The sequence below is a fragment of the Streptomyces sp. RLB3-17 genome (assembly GCF_007113425.2).
GTDB lineage: Bacteria > Actinomycetota > Actinomycetes > Streptomycetales > Streptomycetaceae > Streptomyces > Streptomyces mirabilis_D.
Window position 1 is genome coordinate 8010212 of record NZ_CP041610.2, and the last position, 16261, is coordinate 8026472.

The 16261-nt window shown below is 71.4% G+C and carries 8 protein-coding genes and 1 pseudogene; 7 read left to right on the plus strand and 2 right to left on the minus strand.

Annotated features, from left to right (window positions below; all coding sequences use genetic code 11):
• Positions 1–28: 28 nt before the first annotated feature.
• Positions 29–1363 (minus strand): 4-aminobutyrate--2-oxoglutarate transaminase, encoded by a 1335-nt coding sequence (gene gabT, locus FNV62_RS36250; RefSeq protein ID WP_060901190.1) that lies wholly within the window; start codon positions 1361–1363, stop codon positions 29–31.
• 332 nt (positions 1364–1695) lie between these two features.
• Between gabT and FNV62_RS36255 the strand changes: the two genes are divergently transcribed.
• The 3 genes from FNV62_RS36255 to FNV62_RS36265 all read left to right on the plus strand — a co-directional run bounded on the left by FNV62_RS36255 (position 1696) and on the right by FNV62_RS36265 (position 7978).
• Positions 1696–4149, plus strand: a complete 2454-nt coding sequence (locus FNV62_RS36255; protein WP_143628329.1) for an ATP/GTP-binding protein — start codon at positions 1696–1698, stop codon at positions 4147–4149.
• Positions 4150–4298: 149 nt separating this feature from the next.
• Entirely contained in the window at positions 4299–5960 is a 1662-nt protein-coding gene (locus FNV62_RS36260) for a PucR family transcriptional regulator (protein ID WP_143628331.1), read from the plus strand.
• A 572-nt stretch (positions 5961–6532) separates the two neighbouring features.
• Positions 6533–7978, plus strand: coding sequence for an aldehyde dehydrogenase family protein (locus FNV62_RS36265; RefSeq protein ID WP_143609341.1), 1446 nt, complete (start codon positions 6533–6535; stop codon positions 7976–7978).
• A gap of 122 nt (positions 7979–8100) precedes the next feature.
• Here the strand turns inward: FNV62_RS36265 and FNV62_RS36270 are convergent, their stop codons facing one another.
• The gene (locus FNV62_RS36270) at positions 8101–10956 is read right to left on the minus strand and encodes a glycoside hydrolase family 3 C-terminal domain-containing protein (protein ID WP_143628333.1); all 2856 of its coding nucleotides are present in this window, start codon (positions 10954–10956) and stop codon (positions 8101–8103) included.
• Positions 10957–11331: 375 nt separating this feature from the next.
• Here FNV62_RS36270 and FNV62_RS36275 point away from each other — a divergent pair, with 375 nt between their 5' ends.
• The 4 genes and pseudogenes from FNV62_RS36275 to FNV62_RS36290 form a co-directional block, all read left to right on the plus strand.
• Positions 11332–13020, plus strand: a complete 1689-nt coding sequence (locus FNV62_RS36275; protein ID WP_143628335.1) for an extracellular solute-binding protein — start codon at positions 11332–11334, stop codon at positions 13018–13020.
• 27 nt (positions 13021–13047) lie between these two features.
• Entirely contained in the window at positions 13048–14082 is a 1035-nt protein-coding gene (locus FNV62_RS36280) for an ABC transporter permease (protein WP_054235311.1), read from the plus strand.
• Positions 14079–15014, plus strand: coding sequence for a carbohydrate ABC transporter permease (locus tag FNV62_RS36285; protein ID WP_054235310.1), 936 nt, complete (start codon positions 14079–14081; stop codon positions 15012–15014). The genes FNV62_RS36280 and FNV62_RS36285 overlap by 4 nt, the downstream gene beginning before the upstream one ends.
• A 150-nt stretch (positions 15015–15164) precedes the next feature.
• A pseudogene (locus FNV62_RS36290) lies at positions 15165–16202 on the plus strand (WD40/YVTN/BNR-like repeat-containing protein); the annotation flags it as partial.
• Positions 16203–16261 lie beyond the last annotated feature (59 nt).

A 16261-nucleotide genomic window follows, 5' to 3' on the forward strand; every position in this document is an offset into this window, starting at 1 on the left:
TGAGTCCGGGGCTGGGGCGGGTGGGGCGTCAGATACGGGCGAAGGCCTGCTCGATGATGTCGAGGCCCTCGTTCAGCAGGTCCTCGCCGATGACCAGCGGCGGCAGGAAGCGGAGGACGTTGCCGTAAGTGCCACAGGTCAGGACCAGCAGGCCCTCCTGGTGGCAGGCCTTGGCCAGCGCGGCGGTCGCCTCGGGGTTCGGCTCCTTGGTGGCGCGGTCCTTGACCAGCTCGATGGCGATCATGGCGCCACGGCCACGGACGTCGCCGATGACGTCGAACTTCTCGGCCATCGCGCCGAGGCGGGCCTTCATGACGGCCTCGATGTTCTTCGCCTTGGCGTTGAGGTCGAGCTCCTTCATCGTCTCGATCGCGCCGAGCGCGCCCGCGCAGGCTACCGGGTTGCCGCCGTAGGTGCCGCCGAGGCCGCCCGCGTGCGCGGCGTCCATGATCTCGGCGCGGCCGGTCACGGCGGCGAGCGGCAGACCGCCCGCGATGCCCTTGGCGGTGGTGATCAGGTCCGGGACGATGCCCTCGTCCTCGCACGCGAACCACTGGCCGGTGCGGCAGAAGCCGGACTGGATCTCGTCCGCGACGAAGACGATGCCGTTGTCCTTGGCGAACTTGCTGATCGCGGGGAGGAAGCCCTTCGCGGGCTCGATGAAGCCGCCCTCGCCGAGCACCGGCTCGATGATGATCGCGGCGACGTTGTCGGCGCCGATCTGCTTGTTGATCATGTCGATCGCCTGGGCGGAGGCCTCGGCGCCGGCGTTCTCCGGGCCGGTCAGCCAGCGGTAGCCGTACGCCACCGGCACGCGGTAGACCTCGGGCGCGAACGGGCCGAAGCCGTGCTTGTACGGCATGTTCTTGGCGGTCAGCGCCATCGTGAGGTTCGTACGGCCGTGGTAGCCGTGGTCGAAGACGACGACGGCCTGGCGCTTGGTGTACGCACGGGCGATCTTGACGGCGTTCTCGACGGCCTCGGCGCCCGAGTTGAACAGGGCCGACTTCTTGGCGTGGTCACCCGGGGTCAGCTCGGCCAGCGCCTCGGCGACGGCGACGTAGCCCTCGTACGGGGTGACCATGAAACAGGTGTGGGTGAAGTCCTGGAGCTGCGCGGAGGCGCGGCGTACGACGGCCTCGGCGCTCGCGCCGACGGAGGTCACGGCGATGCCGGAGCCGAAGTCGATCAGACGGTTGCCGTCGACGTCCTCGATGATGCCGCCGCCGGCGCGCGTGGTGAAGACGGGGAGCACCGAACCCACACCGGCCGCGACCGCGGCGATGCGTCGGGCCTGCAGTTCCTGCGACTTCGGGCCGGGGATGGCGGTGACGACGCGGCGCTCCTGCGGAAGTGCGGTCATGAGGGGCTCCCTGATGATCTTGCGAACCGGACGGTCCCCGCGGCGGACGGGGTGTGCCGGGCGGGGTGTTTTCGGACTCTTGACTTCTTTCTTCGCAGGCTAGGGCCGGGAACGGAGGGTCGGCATGCTCCATGTGGGCGTTGTCGGAGGATTCCGTTGTCCGCGGTGGACATAGAGGGGCGAGGGACCGATGGTCCCGGTCCGTCGCCGGTCCGCCGCCGCTCCGCCCGGGCAAGGCGCGGGCCCGGCCGCGTAAACGGTGAACTCCCCCCGCAGGGGCACTAGATTGACTCGCGGACGAAGCGCGGAGCGGCTGGTCAGGGGGCAGGGCGATGGACAGCGACGGGACGCAGGACGCACGGGGCGGGCATACCGGTGCCGTGCCGGGACCCGCCGTGCCGCCGCCACCCGGCAGGGCACCCGCGTCTCCGCCACCCGGAGTACCCCCGGTGCTGAGGGGGACACCGCCCCGACCCGCGGGTCTGCCGTCCGTGCCGGAGCAGTCCCCGGCCCCCCGGCCCACCGTCGCCGACTGGCTCGACAGGCCGCGACCCGCCGCCGGACCCGGGATCTGGCGGTACGGATACCGGGTGCGGCGCCCGTCGAAGGGGCGGGAGCGGCTCTCGCCGGTCACGATCGTCGGACTCGCCGTCCCGCTCGTGGTGGCACTCGTCGTCTGGTCGCTGTGGCGCCACGGCAGCGTCCCCTACATGTGGGTCGTGCTGAAGGTGTTCACACCGGACGGCTGGTGGTGGAGCGGCACCACCTCGCCCAAGGTGTGGCAGGGGGTGGAGGCCATCGAGGTCTACAACGGGGTCTTCTTCGGCGTGCTGGTGTACACCATGGGCCGGCTGGGGAGCTGGCCCGAGGTCGTCCGCCACTACGTCACCGCCCGGCCCCAGCCCCTGCGCGCCGCCCTCGCCGGGCTCGGCGCACTGATCGCCCTGACGTTCGTCTTCCCGGACGCCTTCCCCGGGGTCGGCTGGGACGCCCTCCCGGTCGTCGCCCCGCTGTTCTCCCTCGTCGCCCTGGTCTCCGGCGGCTACGACCTGTTCCAGTCGCAGCTGATCACCGACGGGCTCTACACGCTGATCACCCTGCTCGTCCTGTGGCCGTTCGCCCGGATCGGCGCCTGGCGCGGATACGCCAGGGAGTGGCTCGCCGCCCGAGCCGCGCGCAACGAGGCACAGGAGGCCGGCACCGCGAAGTTCGCGCCGGACCTGCCCGCCGCCCAGTGGCCCGAACTCCGTGACGCCGGACAGCACGAGGCGGCGGACCTGCTCACCGCCGAAGTGCTCGGCGGCCGGATGAACGACGTGGACTGCGCCCGGGTGCGGCGCGCGTGGACCACGGCGAAGTGGGACGCCACGCGCCTGGCCGCCTTCGCCGACACCGTGCTGCGGCGGGGCGGGGCGGCCTGGACGCACCCCTCCGGGGCCCGGGACCTGCCCGCGCGCACCGCGGCGCACGACGTGCTCGTGGGACAGGTGCGCATCGGGCGGTGGACGACCGGGGACCGTACCCCGGAGGCCTACGACGGTGGGGGCGCGGCCCTCGACCCTGAAGCCCTGGGCACCTCCCTGCTCGCCGTCGGTCCCTCCGGCTCCGGGAAGACCCGGCACCTGGTCGGACCCGTCGTCGAGTCGCTCGCCCTGCAGGCGCTCACCGGGCGGTGCGCCGTCGTCGCGGTCGCCGCCGCCGGGACGCCGCTCGGCCCGGACTCGGCCTTCGACGTCGTGGTGAAGATCGGCGACCCCGCCTCCGTCCACGACCTCGATCTGTACGCGGACTCCGACGACCCCGACGAAGCGGCCTCCTTCCTCGCCGAAGGGCTGGCCGGGGACCTCGACGCGGTGGCCGGTCAGCGGGCCACCACCGCGCTCGCCCAACTCCTCGGCCCCTACCGGGCGGTGCACGGCACGTTCCCGCCGATGTCCGTCCTGCGGGAACTCCTGGAAGGCGTGCCGGAGGCCCTGACCGCCCTGCACGAAGCCCTTTCTGGGCCGCAGCACGCCGGGATGCGCCGCGAACTGGAAGCACGTATGCGGCAGGTCGGCAGCCCGGCCGACGCGGGCCCGGCTCTCGCCGACCGGCTGGCGCTCCTGGACCGGCCGGCCTTCGCCGACTTCTTCGGCGCGGGCGGCACCACCCGCGCCTTCTCGCTGCGCGCCGTGGCCCACCACCCGCTGCGGGTACGGATCGACCTGCCCGAGCACGGGCACGAGGAGGCCGCCAGGCTGCTCACCCGGCTCGTACTGGCCCAGTTCACCGCCGTCGTACGCGGCGGCGAGCGCCCGCACTTCGTCTGCCTGGTCCTCGACGACGCCACCGGCACGCTGACCCCCGACTCCGTACGCCGCATCCAGCGCCTGCGCTCCCAGAACGCGGGGGTGGTGCTCGCCCTGCGCACGATCGGCGACATTCCCGAGGCGCTGCACGGGCCGCTGTACGGGGCCGTGGGCTGCCGGATGGCGTTCTCCGGCGTCACGACCTGGGACGGCAGCCGCTTCGCCCACGCCTGGGGAACGGAGTGGGTCGAGACCCGTGACGTGGCCAAGCACACCGTCTTCGCGGACCAGCCGATGACCCGGGCCATCCACGCCCTGCGCAAGCTGGTCACCGGAAAGGCCGTCACCACGGACGCGGTGACCATAAGGAAGGTCGAGCGGGAGCGGTGGTCGGCGTCCGAGCTGGCGCACGAGGTGCCGCCGGGGCACGCGGTGCTGTCGCTCACCACGGTGGGGGGAGAACACGCGCCGCCGTTGCTGGTGGACCTACGGAGCTAGGTGTGGGACCTACGGAGCTGGGTGTCTGGACACAAGGTCACCGGCCGACCGTACGGTGAGGCAGAATCGACATAGGTCGTTCATACGTTGCGGCCAAAAGATCACACTGCCCGTGACCGTCGAAGATCCTGTGAAGACCTGAAGGTCCCATGCGCCCCACGCTCGCCTCGATCGTCCACCACTCCGCGCTCAAACTGACCGTGCGGGCGGGCGAGGACCGTCTGGACGTACCCGTCCGCTGGGCCCACGTCAGCGAGCTCGCCGACCCCGTGCCGTACATGGAGGGCGGGGAACTGCTGCTGATCACCGCGCTCCAGCTGGACGCGGAGGATCCGGACGTCATGCGGCGCTATGTGAAGCGGCTGGTGGGAGCCGGCGTCGTCGGGCTCGGCTTCGCCGTCGGGGTCAACTACGACGAGATCCCGAAGGCCCTGGTCGACGCGGCGGAGGAAGAGGGCCTGCCGCTCCTGGAGGTCCCCCGCCGCACCCCCTTCCTGGCCATCAGCAAGGCGGTGTCCGCCGCGATCGCCGCGGACCAGTACAGGGCCGTGACGGCGGGCTTCGCCGCGCAGCGCGAACTGACGAAGCAGGCCCTGAACGACGGCCCCGAGGGGCTGCTGTCGGCGCTCGCGGGACAGGTGGACGGCTGGGCGGCCCTGTACGACGCGTCCGGCGCCGTCGTCGCCACCGCGCCCGAGTGGGCCGGACGGCGGGCCGCACGCATCACCCCCGACGTGGAGCGGCTGCGCGAGCGTCCCGCGCCCGCCAGCTCCGTCGTCGGCGGCGAGGACCGCGTGGAACTCCACTCCCTCGGCACCGGCCGTCGCCCCCGCGCCGCGCTCGCCGTCGGAACCGCCGCCGCCCTCGGCACCGCCGAGCGCTACGCCGTGCACTCCGCGATCGCACTGCTGACCCTCACCACCGAACGCTCACGGTCGCTGCACGCCGCCGAGCAGCGCATCGGGGCGGCGGTGCTGCGCATGCTGCTCGCCGGGCAGCCCGAGCACGCGCGCACCGTGGCCGGGGACCTCTACGGGGAACTGCTCGACGCGCCCTTCCGGCTGATCCTCGCCGAGTCGGCGTCCGCTTCGGCCGCGCGGGCGCACGCGGACGGGCACGCGCGCGTGGCCGCCGCGAAGCCGTCCAAGGCCCCCGTCGTGGTGCCGGACCCGACGAACGGCGACCCGCTCGGCGGGCTCGCCGAGATCGTCGAGTCCGCCGCCGCCCGCTCCGGTGAGTCCGTGCTCGTCGTGCCCGACGGGGAGCGGCTGGTCGTGCTCGCCGTGGACGGAGGCGCGGCGGTGGCGGCGTGCGGGGAGTACGCGGCCGCGCTGGACGCCGCGCGGATCGCCACCCGGGAGCAGCCCGTGGGCGAGGAGGACGAACTGGTCGTCGGACTGTCGGCCCCCGCCGGGCCGATCGCCGCGGCCGCCGCCTACAAGCAGGCCGAGCAGGCGCTGTCCGTGGCCCGGCGGCGGGGGCGGTCGCTGGTCGAGCACGAGGAGCTGGCCGCGGGGTCCGTGCTGCCGTTGCTCGCCGATGACGCGGTGCGGGCGTTCGCGGACGGGTTGCTGCGCCCGCTGAACGAGCACGACGCCACCGGGCGGGGGGATCTGGTCGCCTCGCTGCGGGCGTGGCTGTCCCGGCACGGTCAGTGGGACGCCGCGGCCGCCGACCTGGGTGTGCACCGGCACACCCTGCGTTATCGGATGCGGCGCGTCGAGGAGATCCTCGGACGCTCCCTCGACGATCCCGACGTCCGCATGGAACTGTGGCTGGCGCTGAAGGCGACGGCGGCGGCGGGGGAGTAGGAACCCCGGGTGGGTTCCACGTCCGCGGGCCGGTGGTGACTGTTGCCGCCCCGGGGGCTCCGCCCCCGGACCCCCCGGTGGGTTCTTCGGCTGCGGGCCGTCTGTCGCTGGTCGCGCAGTTCCCCGCGCCCCTTGGGCCGGGGCTGCGCCCCGAGTGCCTCACCGGCTCGGATTCGTTCGGCTGCGGGGTGTCTGTGGCTGGTCGCGCAGTTCCCCGCGCCCCTTGGGCCGGGGCTGCGCCCCGGATTTCCCGCTCGGTCTCGTTTGTTCGGCTGCGGGTGGGGGGGGCGGCTGGGGCGGGGGTGGCCCCCCCCCCACCCCCCCCCCGCCCCGGGATCAGGGGCGCGGGGAACTGCGCGGTCTTTTGGGGGTCCGGGGGCGTAGCCCCCGGGGGTGGGACGGGTAGGGGCGGCGGGGGCGAGGGAAACGTGGCGGTCACCTCGATCGTGCCAAAGCGGAGTGCCCCGCCCCGCCACTGCTACGTCCCGGACAAACGACCTCCCGTCGCCCCGGCCCTACCGTGGACCACGAACGCCAAGGACACCTCAACCTCGGAAGGGCCGGGACTCGACATGACTTCCACCCACGCCTTCTGGCTCGCCGGCCGCCAGGCCACCGGTGAGACCACCTTCGATGTCACCTCGCCGTGGGACGGCCGGGTCGTCGGACAGGTCAGCGTCCCGACCGAGGCACAGGTCGAGGAGGCCGTCGCCGCCGCGTACGCCGTGCGCGACGAGTTCGCCGCCACCCCCGCCCACGTCCGCGCCGCCGCCCTCGACCACGTCAGCAAGCGCCTCGTCGAGCGCACCGAGGAGATCGCGCAGCTCATCTCCGCCGAGAACGGCAAGCCGATCAAGTGGGCCCGCGGCGAGGTCGGCCGCGCGGTGTCCGTCTTCCGGTTCGCCGCCGAGGAGGCCCGCCGCTTCAACGGCGGCGAGGCCCAGCGCCTCGACACCGACCTCGGCGGCCAGGGCCGCCTGGCCCTCACCCGCCGCTTCCCGAAGGGCGTCGTCCTCGGCATCGCGCCCTTCAACTTCCCTCTCAACCTGTGCGCCCACAAGATCGCCCCGGCCATCGCCGCCGGCGCGCCGATCATCCTGAAGCCGGCGCCCGCGACCCCGCTCTCCGGCCTGATCATCGGTGACCTGCTCGCCGAGACGGAGCTGCCGGCCGGCTCCTGGTCGATCCTCCCGGTCTCCAACGACCGGATGCCCGCCCTCGTCCAGGACGAGCGGCTCCCGGTCATCTCCTTCACCGGGTCCGAGAAGGTCGGCTACGCGATCATGGACTCGGTGCCGCGCAAGCACTGCACCCTGGAGCTCGGCGGCAACGGCGCGGCCGTCGTCCTCGCCGACTGGGCGAGCGACGAGGACCTGGACTGGGCCGCGACGCGGATCGCGACCTTCTCCAACTACCAGGGCGGCCAGTCCTGCATCTCCGTGCAGCGCGTGATCGCGGACGCGTCGGTGTACGACCGGCTGCTGCCGCGCATCGTCGCCGCCGTCGAGGCCCAGGTCACCGGCGACCCGTCCGACGACAAGACGGACGTCGGCCCGCTGGTCAGCGAGGACGCCGCCCAGCGCGTGGAGTCCTGGGTCGACGAGGCCGTCCGGTCCGGCGCCACCCTCCTCGCCGGCGGCAAGCGCGACGGTGCCTCCTACGCGCCGACCGTGCTCACCGACGTACCGGCCGAGGCGACGATCTCCTGCGAGGAGGTCTTCGGACCGGTTCTCACCGTGCGCAAGGTGGACGGTGAGGCGGAGGCCTTCGCCGCCGTCAACGACTCCAAGTACGGCCTCCAGGCGGGCGTGTTCACGCACGACCTGCAGGTCGCCTTCCGCGCCCACCGTGCGCTGGAGGTCGGTGGCGTGGTCGTCGGCGACGTGCCGTCCTACCGTGCCGACCAGATGCCGTACGGCGGTGTGAAGCAGTCCGGTGTCGGCCGCGAGGGCGTCAAGTTCGCGATGGACGACTACACCTACGAGCGGGTCCTCGTCCTGACGGGCCTCGCGCTCTAAGGGCGTGGCGCGTTCCGCGTCACCCTCTGGCTAACGACAACCATTTTCAGACAGTCTCCCGAAGGGGCCCGGCACCGATGCCTTCCGGTGCCGGGCCCCTGGTGGTCGGCCTGTCCGGACCCTCAGCCGGAGAAGCCCACCCGCGCGAGCCGCAGTGGGCCGCGCAGCCTGAGACGCAGGTCGTGCACACCGTGGGCCGCGAACTCGGCGCCGATGGTGGTGTAGTCGTACGGGCTCTTCGTCCCGTCGAAGGCGACCGTCGCGAGTGAGGGGCCCCCGTCCAGCGACACCTCGACGACTCCCTCGCCCGACGCCTCGACCTCGACCCGCGTGACACCGGTTCCGAAATCACAGCCGCGGTGGACGAGTTCGCCCGTCGCGTCGGCCCTCGGCGACACCGCGTCACCCGACACCTTCGTACGGTCGACGATCTCGGTGTCCCGCTGTTCGTCGAAGTCGGCCGCGTTCAGGCCCGTTTCGCGCACCGGGCGGGGAGTGGCGGGCTCGCCGGTGAGGGTGATCGTGGTGCGCAGCCGGATGTCCTCGCTCGACGCGCCCGCGAGGAGTTCGTACGCGCCCGGCTCCAGACGGGTCCTGCCGACCGCCACGTCCCAGAACTCCAGCGCGGAGAGGGGGAGTTCGAAGGTCAGACGCTCCGAGGCGCCGGGAGTCAGGTGGAGGCGCCGGTGGGCCAGCAGTTCGCGGCGGGGGCGCGGCACCGACGGGTCCACGGCGCGCGCGTAGAGCTGGGCCACCTCGTCCGCCGGCGCCGCGCCCGTGTTGGTGACCGTGAAGGAGACCTTCAGCGCGGCCCGCGCCTCGGTGACCTCCAGATCCTCGTACGCGAACGTCGTGTACGCGAGGCCGTGGCCGAACGGGAACAGCGGGCTGCCCTCGAAGTACAGATACGTCTGGCGGCCGCCGATCACGTCGTAGTCGAGCAGGTCGGGCAGGTCCGCGTCGGAGGCGTACCAGGTCTGCGGGAGACGGCCGGCGGGGGAGACGTCGCCGGCCAGGACGCGGGCCAGGGCGGTGCCCGCCGCCTGGCCGGCGTGCGCGGTCCACAGGACGGCGGGGAGGTCGGTGGGGTCCACCGCGTAGGGATACGCCGAGACCAGGGCGAGGACGGTGTCCGGGTTCGCGGCGCGGGCGGCGCGCAGCAGGCGCTCCTGATGGGCGGGGAGCCGGAGGGTGGTGCGGTCCTCCGTCTCGCGGCCGTTGATGTGCGGGTCGTTGCCCGCCACCACCACGACGACGTCGGCCGCCTCCGCCACCCGGGCCACGGCGTCCTCGCCGCGCTCGGCGAACTCCAGCTCGAAAATCTCCGGGGCGTCGTCGGCAACCCTGACGCCGTCGGCGGCGACAGAGAGATGCCCACCCGTCCCGACGTGCCTCAGGAGGTGGCCGCTCCCATGGGATCCGGAGCGGGAACCCGCCGGTTCGAGGCGGAACGTCTCCTGGACGACCCAGCCGCCCGGCTGGTCGGCGGACGCGCGGAGGTAACCGTCCTCGGCGACCGAGAGGTAGCGCCCGTCGGGGGCCCGCAGGGTCAACAGCCCCTCGCCCCAGTCGATCAGCGCGAGGTCGGTGCCGGTGGCGTCGGTGGTGAGGGGCGGCAGGTCCGTGCGGCCCGCGAGCAGGGCCGGGTCCAGCGCGCCCTCGGCGCCGCGCACCTCGTCGTCCGCGTCCCCGGCGAGGGGCACCGACAGATACGTACCGGAGGAGGTCCTCAGGCGTACGTGGTCCACGCCCTCGGCGAAGTCGACGCGCTCGGCGCCGAAGCGCTCGTACAGGCCCTCCAGCGGTGTGGAGCGGTGGATGAGTGTGCCGCTGTACCAGTCGAGCTTGCACTCGTCGGCGAGGAGGCCCACGACGGCGACGCGCACGCCCGGACCGAGTGGCAGCAGGCCGTCGTTCTTGAGGAGGACGATCGCCTGCTCGGCCGCCTCCCGGGCGAGCGCGCGGTGGGCCGGGGTGTCGAAGTCCGAGGTGCCGCCGTGGGGGTCCGTGTGCGGGTCGAACTCGCCGAGCCGGAAGCGGATCGCGAGCTGGCGGCGGACCGCCGTGTCGATGTCCGCCTCGCTCAACAGGCCCTTCTCCAAGGCCCCTCGGACCCGGTCCACGATTTTCGAACCGTCCGTGCCGTGGTCCGTGAAGCTGTCGACCCCGGCCAGGATCGCGGCGGCGGTCGCCTCCTCGTGGGTGTCGAAGTAGTGCTCGGAGTCGACCAGGTTGGAGGGGGCGCCCGCGTCCGAGCAGACCAGGAGGTCCTGGTCCGTCCAGGTGCGCAGGTGTTCCCCGAGGTACGGGGAGACGTGGTTGGGGCGGCCGTTGACCAGGTTGTACGCCGGCATCACACCCGCCACCGCGCCCGCCTCCACGGTCGCGCGAAAGGCCCGCAGGTCGTACTCGTGCAGCACGCGCGGACGGACCGAGGAGGAGGTGGTGTCCCGGTCCGTCTCGTTGTTGTGGGCGAGCCAGTGCTTGAGGACGGGGGCCGTGCGCCAGTAGTCGGGGTGGTCGCCGCGCAGGCCCCGGGTGTACGCCGTGGCGATCGCGGAGGTGAGCTTCGGGTCCTCCGAGTAGCCCTCCTCGTTGCGGCCCCACAGCGGGTGACGCAGCAGATTGACCGTGGGGGACCAGACGTTGAGGCCCACCCGGTCGTCGCGGGCGCGCATCGCGCGGACCTCGGCGGAGACCGCCTCACCGACGCGGCGTACGAGTTCGTCGTTCCAGGTCGCGCCGAGGCCGACGGCCTGGGGGAAGACCGTCGCCGGCCCCATCCAGGCCACACCGTGCAGCGCCTCCTGGCCGGTGCGGAACGCGGCCACCCCGAGCCGCTCCACGGCGGGCGCGAACTGGTGCAGGAACGCGATGCGCTCGTCGAGCGTGAGCCGCGCCAGCAGATCGTCGATGCGCTTCGCGAACGGCAGCTGCGGATCGCGAAAAGGCGGCGTAGGCGGCGTTTGTGCGGTCACGTGGTGATCCCTCTGCGGTGGTGCGACGGGGTGCTTTCGAAGCGCTTCGATGCTCGATGGCCCGAGGGGCAGGTGTCAAGACACCTCGACGCAACAACTCCGTTTCCTCATTGGCATTTCAGGCGCCCGACGCGGCCGGTCCCGTCCCCCACACCTCCGAGGAATCTTGGAATCGGCTCTTGTGCACCCCCAGGTGTTCACTTAACCTCGCAGCAACATCGAAGCGCTTCGACTACTGGAGCGGCTCCCTCGGGGCACGCAGTCTTCCACGTAGTCCTCCGAGGACCGCTTCAGCTCAGCCAGTTCCACTCGAGACACCGCAGCCGACGGCTCCACCGCCGGGTGTCCTGCTGTGCGCCACGAAGGGTTGACGCAATGACGCCGAACACCGCCCCCTCCGCTCCCAGCCGGAGAAGCTTCCTCGCCTCCACGGCGGTCGCCGCCGCGGCGGTCGCGGGAGGGATGCCGCTGCTCGCCGCCTGCGGCGGCTCGGACAGCGGCTCGGGCGGGGGGACGTCGGCGGGCAAGAGCGCCAAGAAGCTGCTGCCGGCCTACGTCGCGACCAACGTGGTGACCCCTGACATCGCCGCCAAGAACGGCTCCGCGGTCGGCTTCACCAGCAAGCTCGACATCGCTTCCCTGAAGACCTCGGTGCCGAAGAAGCTCGGCAAGGGCGGCAAGGTCAGCATCATGTCCCCGTTCTGGGGGTCCCCGCCGAAGTCGGACAACGCCTACTACAAGGCGATGAACGACCTGATCGGCGTCGACGTCGAGTGGCAGAACCAGGACGGCAACACCTACGACCAGAAGCTCGGCGCGGTCCTGGCCTCCAGCGACATCCCGGACGTCGTGGTCATCCCCGGCTGGAACATGGGCGGCAAGATACCCAGCGCCATCATCGGCAAGTTCGCGGACCTCGGCCCGTACCTCTCCGGGGACGCGATCAAGCAGTACCCGAACCTCGCGGCGATCCCGACGGACGCCTGGCAGCGCTCCCTCTTCGGCGGCAAGTTGCGCGGTCTGCCGCAGCCGTCCCCGTACGTCACCGGCATCGTGCCCCTGTACCGCAAGGACATCTTCGACAAGGAGGGGTACCAAGTCCCCACCTCGGCCGACGAGTTCATGGCGCTGTGCAAGGAGATCACCAACGCCAAGGCCAAGCGGTGGGCCTGCCTCGACATGAAGTGGACCGCTTTCCAGTCCTTCGGTGTGCTCTCGGGCAGTGAGAAGCCGCTCGGCTGGAACCTCGTCGACGGCAAGCTGGTCTACCGCATCGAGACCCAGGAGTACCTCGAAGCGCTGGAGTGGACCCGCAAGCTCTTCGCCGCCGGATACGTCCACCCGGACGCCAAGCTGGGCAAGAGCGCGGCCACCGACCCGGGCCCCAAGTTCGCGGCCGGCGAGTTCCTCATCTACGCCCAGAACATCTCGCAGTGGTGGAGCCGCACCGCCGAACAGGCCACCCAGAACCCGGACTACAAGATCTGGGGCATGGACATCTTCGGCCACGACGGCGGCTCACCGACCCTCTGGGCCGAACAGCCGGCAGGCATCTTCGCCTTCGTCAGCAAGAAGGCCTCGGAGTCCGTCATCCGTGACGTGCTGGCCGTCGCCAACGTCACCGCCGCGCCGTACGGCACCAAGGAGTACATGCTCACCAACTACGGCGTCGAGGGTACCCACTACACCGTCAAGAACGGCGTTCCCACCAAGACCGACCAGGGCAACAACGAGGTCATCAACGCCTACGTCATGGTCGCGAGCCCCACCGCGACCATCGCCCACCCCGACTTCCCCGAGGTCGCCAAGGCGCAGGTCGAGTGGCAGCAGCGGATGGGCGCCTTCACCAAGAAGTCCTCCTTCTACGGCATGCAGATCACCGAACCCAGCCGCTACACCAACCTCTCCAACGACTTCGAGCAGCTGGAGGACGACATCGTCCGCGGCCGCAAGAAGATCAGCGACATGCAGCAGGCCGTCTCCGACTGGAAGAGCAAGGGCGGCGACCAACTGCGCGACTGGTACAAGAAGCTGCTCGACGAGAACGGCCCGGCGGCGAGCTGACCGGGTACCGAGGCAAGGAGAACGGCCGTGTCCCACAGCACGGTGCCTCGGAGCGGGACCGAGGCCGACACGACAGAGAAGACCCCGGTGGCATCCGGCGGCGCCACCGGCTCCCGGGAGAAACGCCCCTCCGGAAAGGTGAGCCTGCGGCTCAGGTTCAGACGCGACCGCGTCCTGCTCCTGATGACGCTGCCGGCGGTCCTGCTGGTCCTGCTCTTCAACTACGTGCCGATCCTCGGCAACATCGTCGCCTTCCAGGACTACGACCCGTACATCAGCGACAACGGCATCGTCTCCATGCTGCACAGCCCCTGGGTGGGCATCGAGAACTTCCAACGGGTCTTCGAGGACTCGGCGTTCTGGGATGCCGTGCAGAACACCCTCGTGCTGTTCTTCCTCCAGCTCGTCCTGTACTTCCCGATCCCGATCGCGCTCGCGCTGCTCATCAACAGCGTGGTCAGGCCCAGGGTCCGGGCGCTCTCACAGGCGATCCTCTACCTGCCGCACTTCTTCTCCTGGGTGCTGGTCATCGCCGTCTTCCAGCAGCTCTTCGGCGGCGCCGGAATCCTCTCGCAACTGCTGCGGCAGCACGGGTACGACGGTCTCGACATCATGACCGACCCCAACACCTTCAAGTTCCTGATCACCGCGCAGAGCGTGTGGAAGGACGCCGGCTGGGGGATCATCGTCTTCCTCGCCGCGCTGTCCTCGGTCAGCCCGGACCTGTACGAGGCCGCCGCGATGGACGGCGCGGGTCGCTGGCGCCGCATGTGGCACATCACGCTGCCCGCGCTGCGCCCGGTGATCGCCCTGCTGTTGGTGCTCCGCGTCGGTGACGCCCTCACCGTCGGCTTCGAACAGATCCTGCTCCAGCGCGACGCCGTCGGACCAGGAGCGGCGGAGGTCCTCGACACCTTCGTCTGGTGGAACGGCGTCCGCAACCAGGACTTCGGCTACGCGGCGGCCGCCGGACTGATCAAGGGCGTGGTCAGCCTCGGCCTGGTCCTCGCCGCGAACAAGGTGGCCCATCTCATGGGCGAGCAGGGGGTGTACAAGAAGTGACCGCAGTCATCGACAAACCCGTGCGGGGCCCCAGTCGTTGGGCGGCGCCGCCCCGACCGACGTGGGAGGAGGAGCCCAGCAAGGCCGGCCTCGCGGGCAAGGGACTCGTGCTGACCCTCGCCTGCCTGGGGATCTTCTTCCCGCTGTGGATCGTCATCGTCACCAGCCTCTCCTCACGGAAGACCATCGACGAGGCCGGCGGCCTGGTGATGGTGCCCAAGGGCATCACCTTCGTCGCCTACAAGGAACTCCTCAGCGGCGGCCAGGTCACCCGCGCCTCGGTCATCAGCATTCTGATCACCCTCGTCGGCACGCTGTTCTCCATGGCGGTGTCCGTCCTGTGCGCCTACGGCCTCTCGCGCATCGGCTCGCTCGGCCACCGCTGGATCCTGCTGGCGCTGCTGGCGACCATGTTCTTCAGCGCCGGCCTCATCCCGACCTATCTGCTGGTGCAGTCGCTGGGCCTGACCGACAGCTATCTCGCGCTGATTCTCCCGAGCGCGATCAGCGTCTTCAATATCCTGGTGCTGCGCGGCTTCTTCATGGGCATCTCGCAGGAACTCATCGACAGCGCCCGCATCGACGGCGCCGGTGACGTCCGCATTCTGTGGCAGATCGTCATGCCGCTCTCCCGCGCGGTCCTCGCGGTGATCACCCTGTTCTACGCCGTCGGGTACTGGAGCGCCTGGTTCAACGCCTCGCTCTACCTCAGCGACCAGGACATGATGCCGCTGCAGAACGTCATGATCCAGCTCGTGCAGAAGCAGGAGGCCCCGGTGGGCCTCGGCCAGGCCATCAAGACCGGCCAACTGTCCGGCTTGGCGGTGCAGATGGCGGTCATGGTGATGGCGTTGCTGCCGGTGGCCGTGTTGTCGCCGTTCGTGCAGCGACATTTCAAGAAGGGCATGTTGACGGGCGCGGTGAAGGGCTGACCGGCGCCTGTTGAAGAGGGCTTTGCGGCTGTTCGGCGACCGCGGGTTGTTCATGGCCGGCCGCGCCCACGCGGCGGAGCCGCATGTCGATACAGCCCCGCGCTCCCCAGGTAACTTCCCTGACCGTCTCTCCGTAGAACGAGGTATGTCATGCACGCGTCCCGACTTCGCCGCCGGGCCGTTCTCGCCGGGACTGCGGCCGCCGCCGCGCTCACCACCGAGCCGCCCCTCCAGGGCCGCGCGCACGCCGCAGGGGTCACCGCCACCCCCTCCTACCGCGGGCGCAACGCCGTCATCGGCGGCACCGGATTCATCACCGGCGTGCTGTTCCATCCGGCCGTACGAGGGCTCGCCTACGCCCGGACCGACATCGGCGGCGCCTACCGCTGGGACGAGCGAGCCGCCCGCTGGACCCCGATCACCGACCACCTCGGCTGGGACGACTGGAACCTGCTCCGTGTCGAGTCGCTCGCCGTCGACCCCGCGCACCCGGACCGGCTCTACCTCGCCCTCGGCACCTACGCCCAGGCATGGGCGGGCAACGGCGCGGTCCTGCGCTCCGAGGACCGCGGTGCCACCTGGACCCGCACCGATCTCACCGTGAAGCTGGGCGGCAACGAAGACGGACGCGGGGCGGGGGAACGGCTGCTCGTCGACCCGCGTGACAGTGGCACCCTCTGGCTCGGCACCCGGCACGACGGGCTGCTCAAGTCGTCCGACCGGGGAGCCACCTGGGCAGTCGCGAGCGGCTTCCCGGCCACCGCGAGCGCCTCCGGTCAGGGTGTCACCTTCCTCGTCGCCGTCGGCCGTGCCGTCTACGCCGGGTGGGGTGACGGCGACGGGACCGCGACCGCCGTCAACCTCTACCGCACCACGGACGGCACCACCTGGGAGCCCGTCCCCGGGCAGCCCACCGGCACCTCCGCCAAGGTCCCGATCCGCGCCGCCCACGACCGCCACACCCGCGAGTTGTACGTGACGTATGCCGACGCCCCCGGGCTCATAGGTCAGTCGGCCGGCAGCGTGCACAAGCTCGCCACCGCCACCGACCGATGGACTGACGTCACCCCCGTCCAGCCCGGCGGCAGCGACACCTTCGCCTGCGGCGGTGTCGCCGTCGACGCCCGCCGCGCGGGCACGGTCGTCGTCTCCACCAACAACCGGTGGGACGACGGCGACACCGTGTTCCACCAGTGGGGCTGGATCGGCGAGGTCATCACCGGGGACCCGCGCGTGTACGGCCGGGT

Coding starts and splice junctions, on each gene's coding strand:
- FNV62_RS36275 (WP_143628335.1), top strand. CDS start 11,332: ATGACGCCGAACACCGCCCCCTCCGCTCCCAGCCGGAGAAGCTTCCTC.
- FNV62_RS36260 (WP_143628331.1), top strand. CDS start 4,299: ATGCGCCCCACGCTCGCCTCGATCGTCCACCACTCCGCGCTCAAACTG.
- FNV62_RS36265 (WP_143609341.1), top strand. CDS start 6,533: ATGACTTCCACCCACGCCTTCTGGCTCGCCGGCCGCCAGGCCACCGGT.
- gabT (WP_060901190.1), bottom strand. CDS start 1,363: ATGACCGCACTTCCGCAGGAGCGCCGCGTCGTCACCGCCATCCCCGGC.
- FNV62_RS36255 (WP_143628329.1), top strand. CDS start 1,696: ATGGACAGCGACGGGACGCAGGACGCACGGGGCGGGCATACCGGTGCC.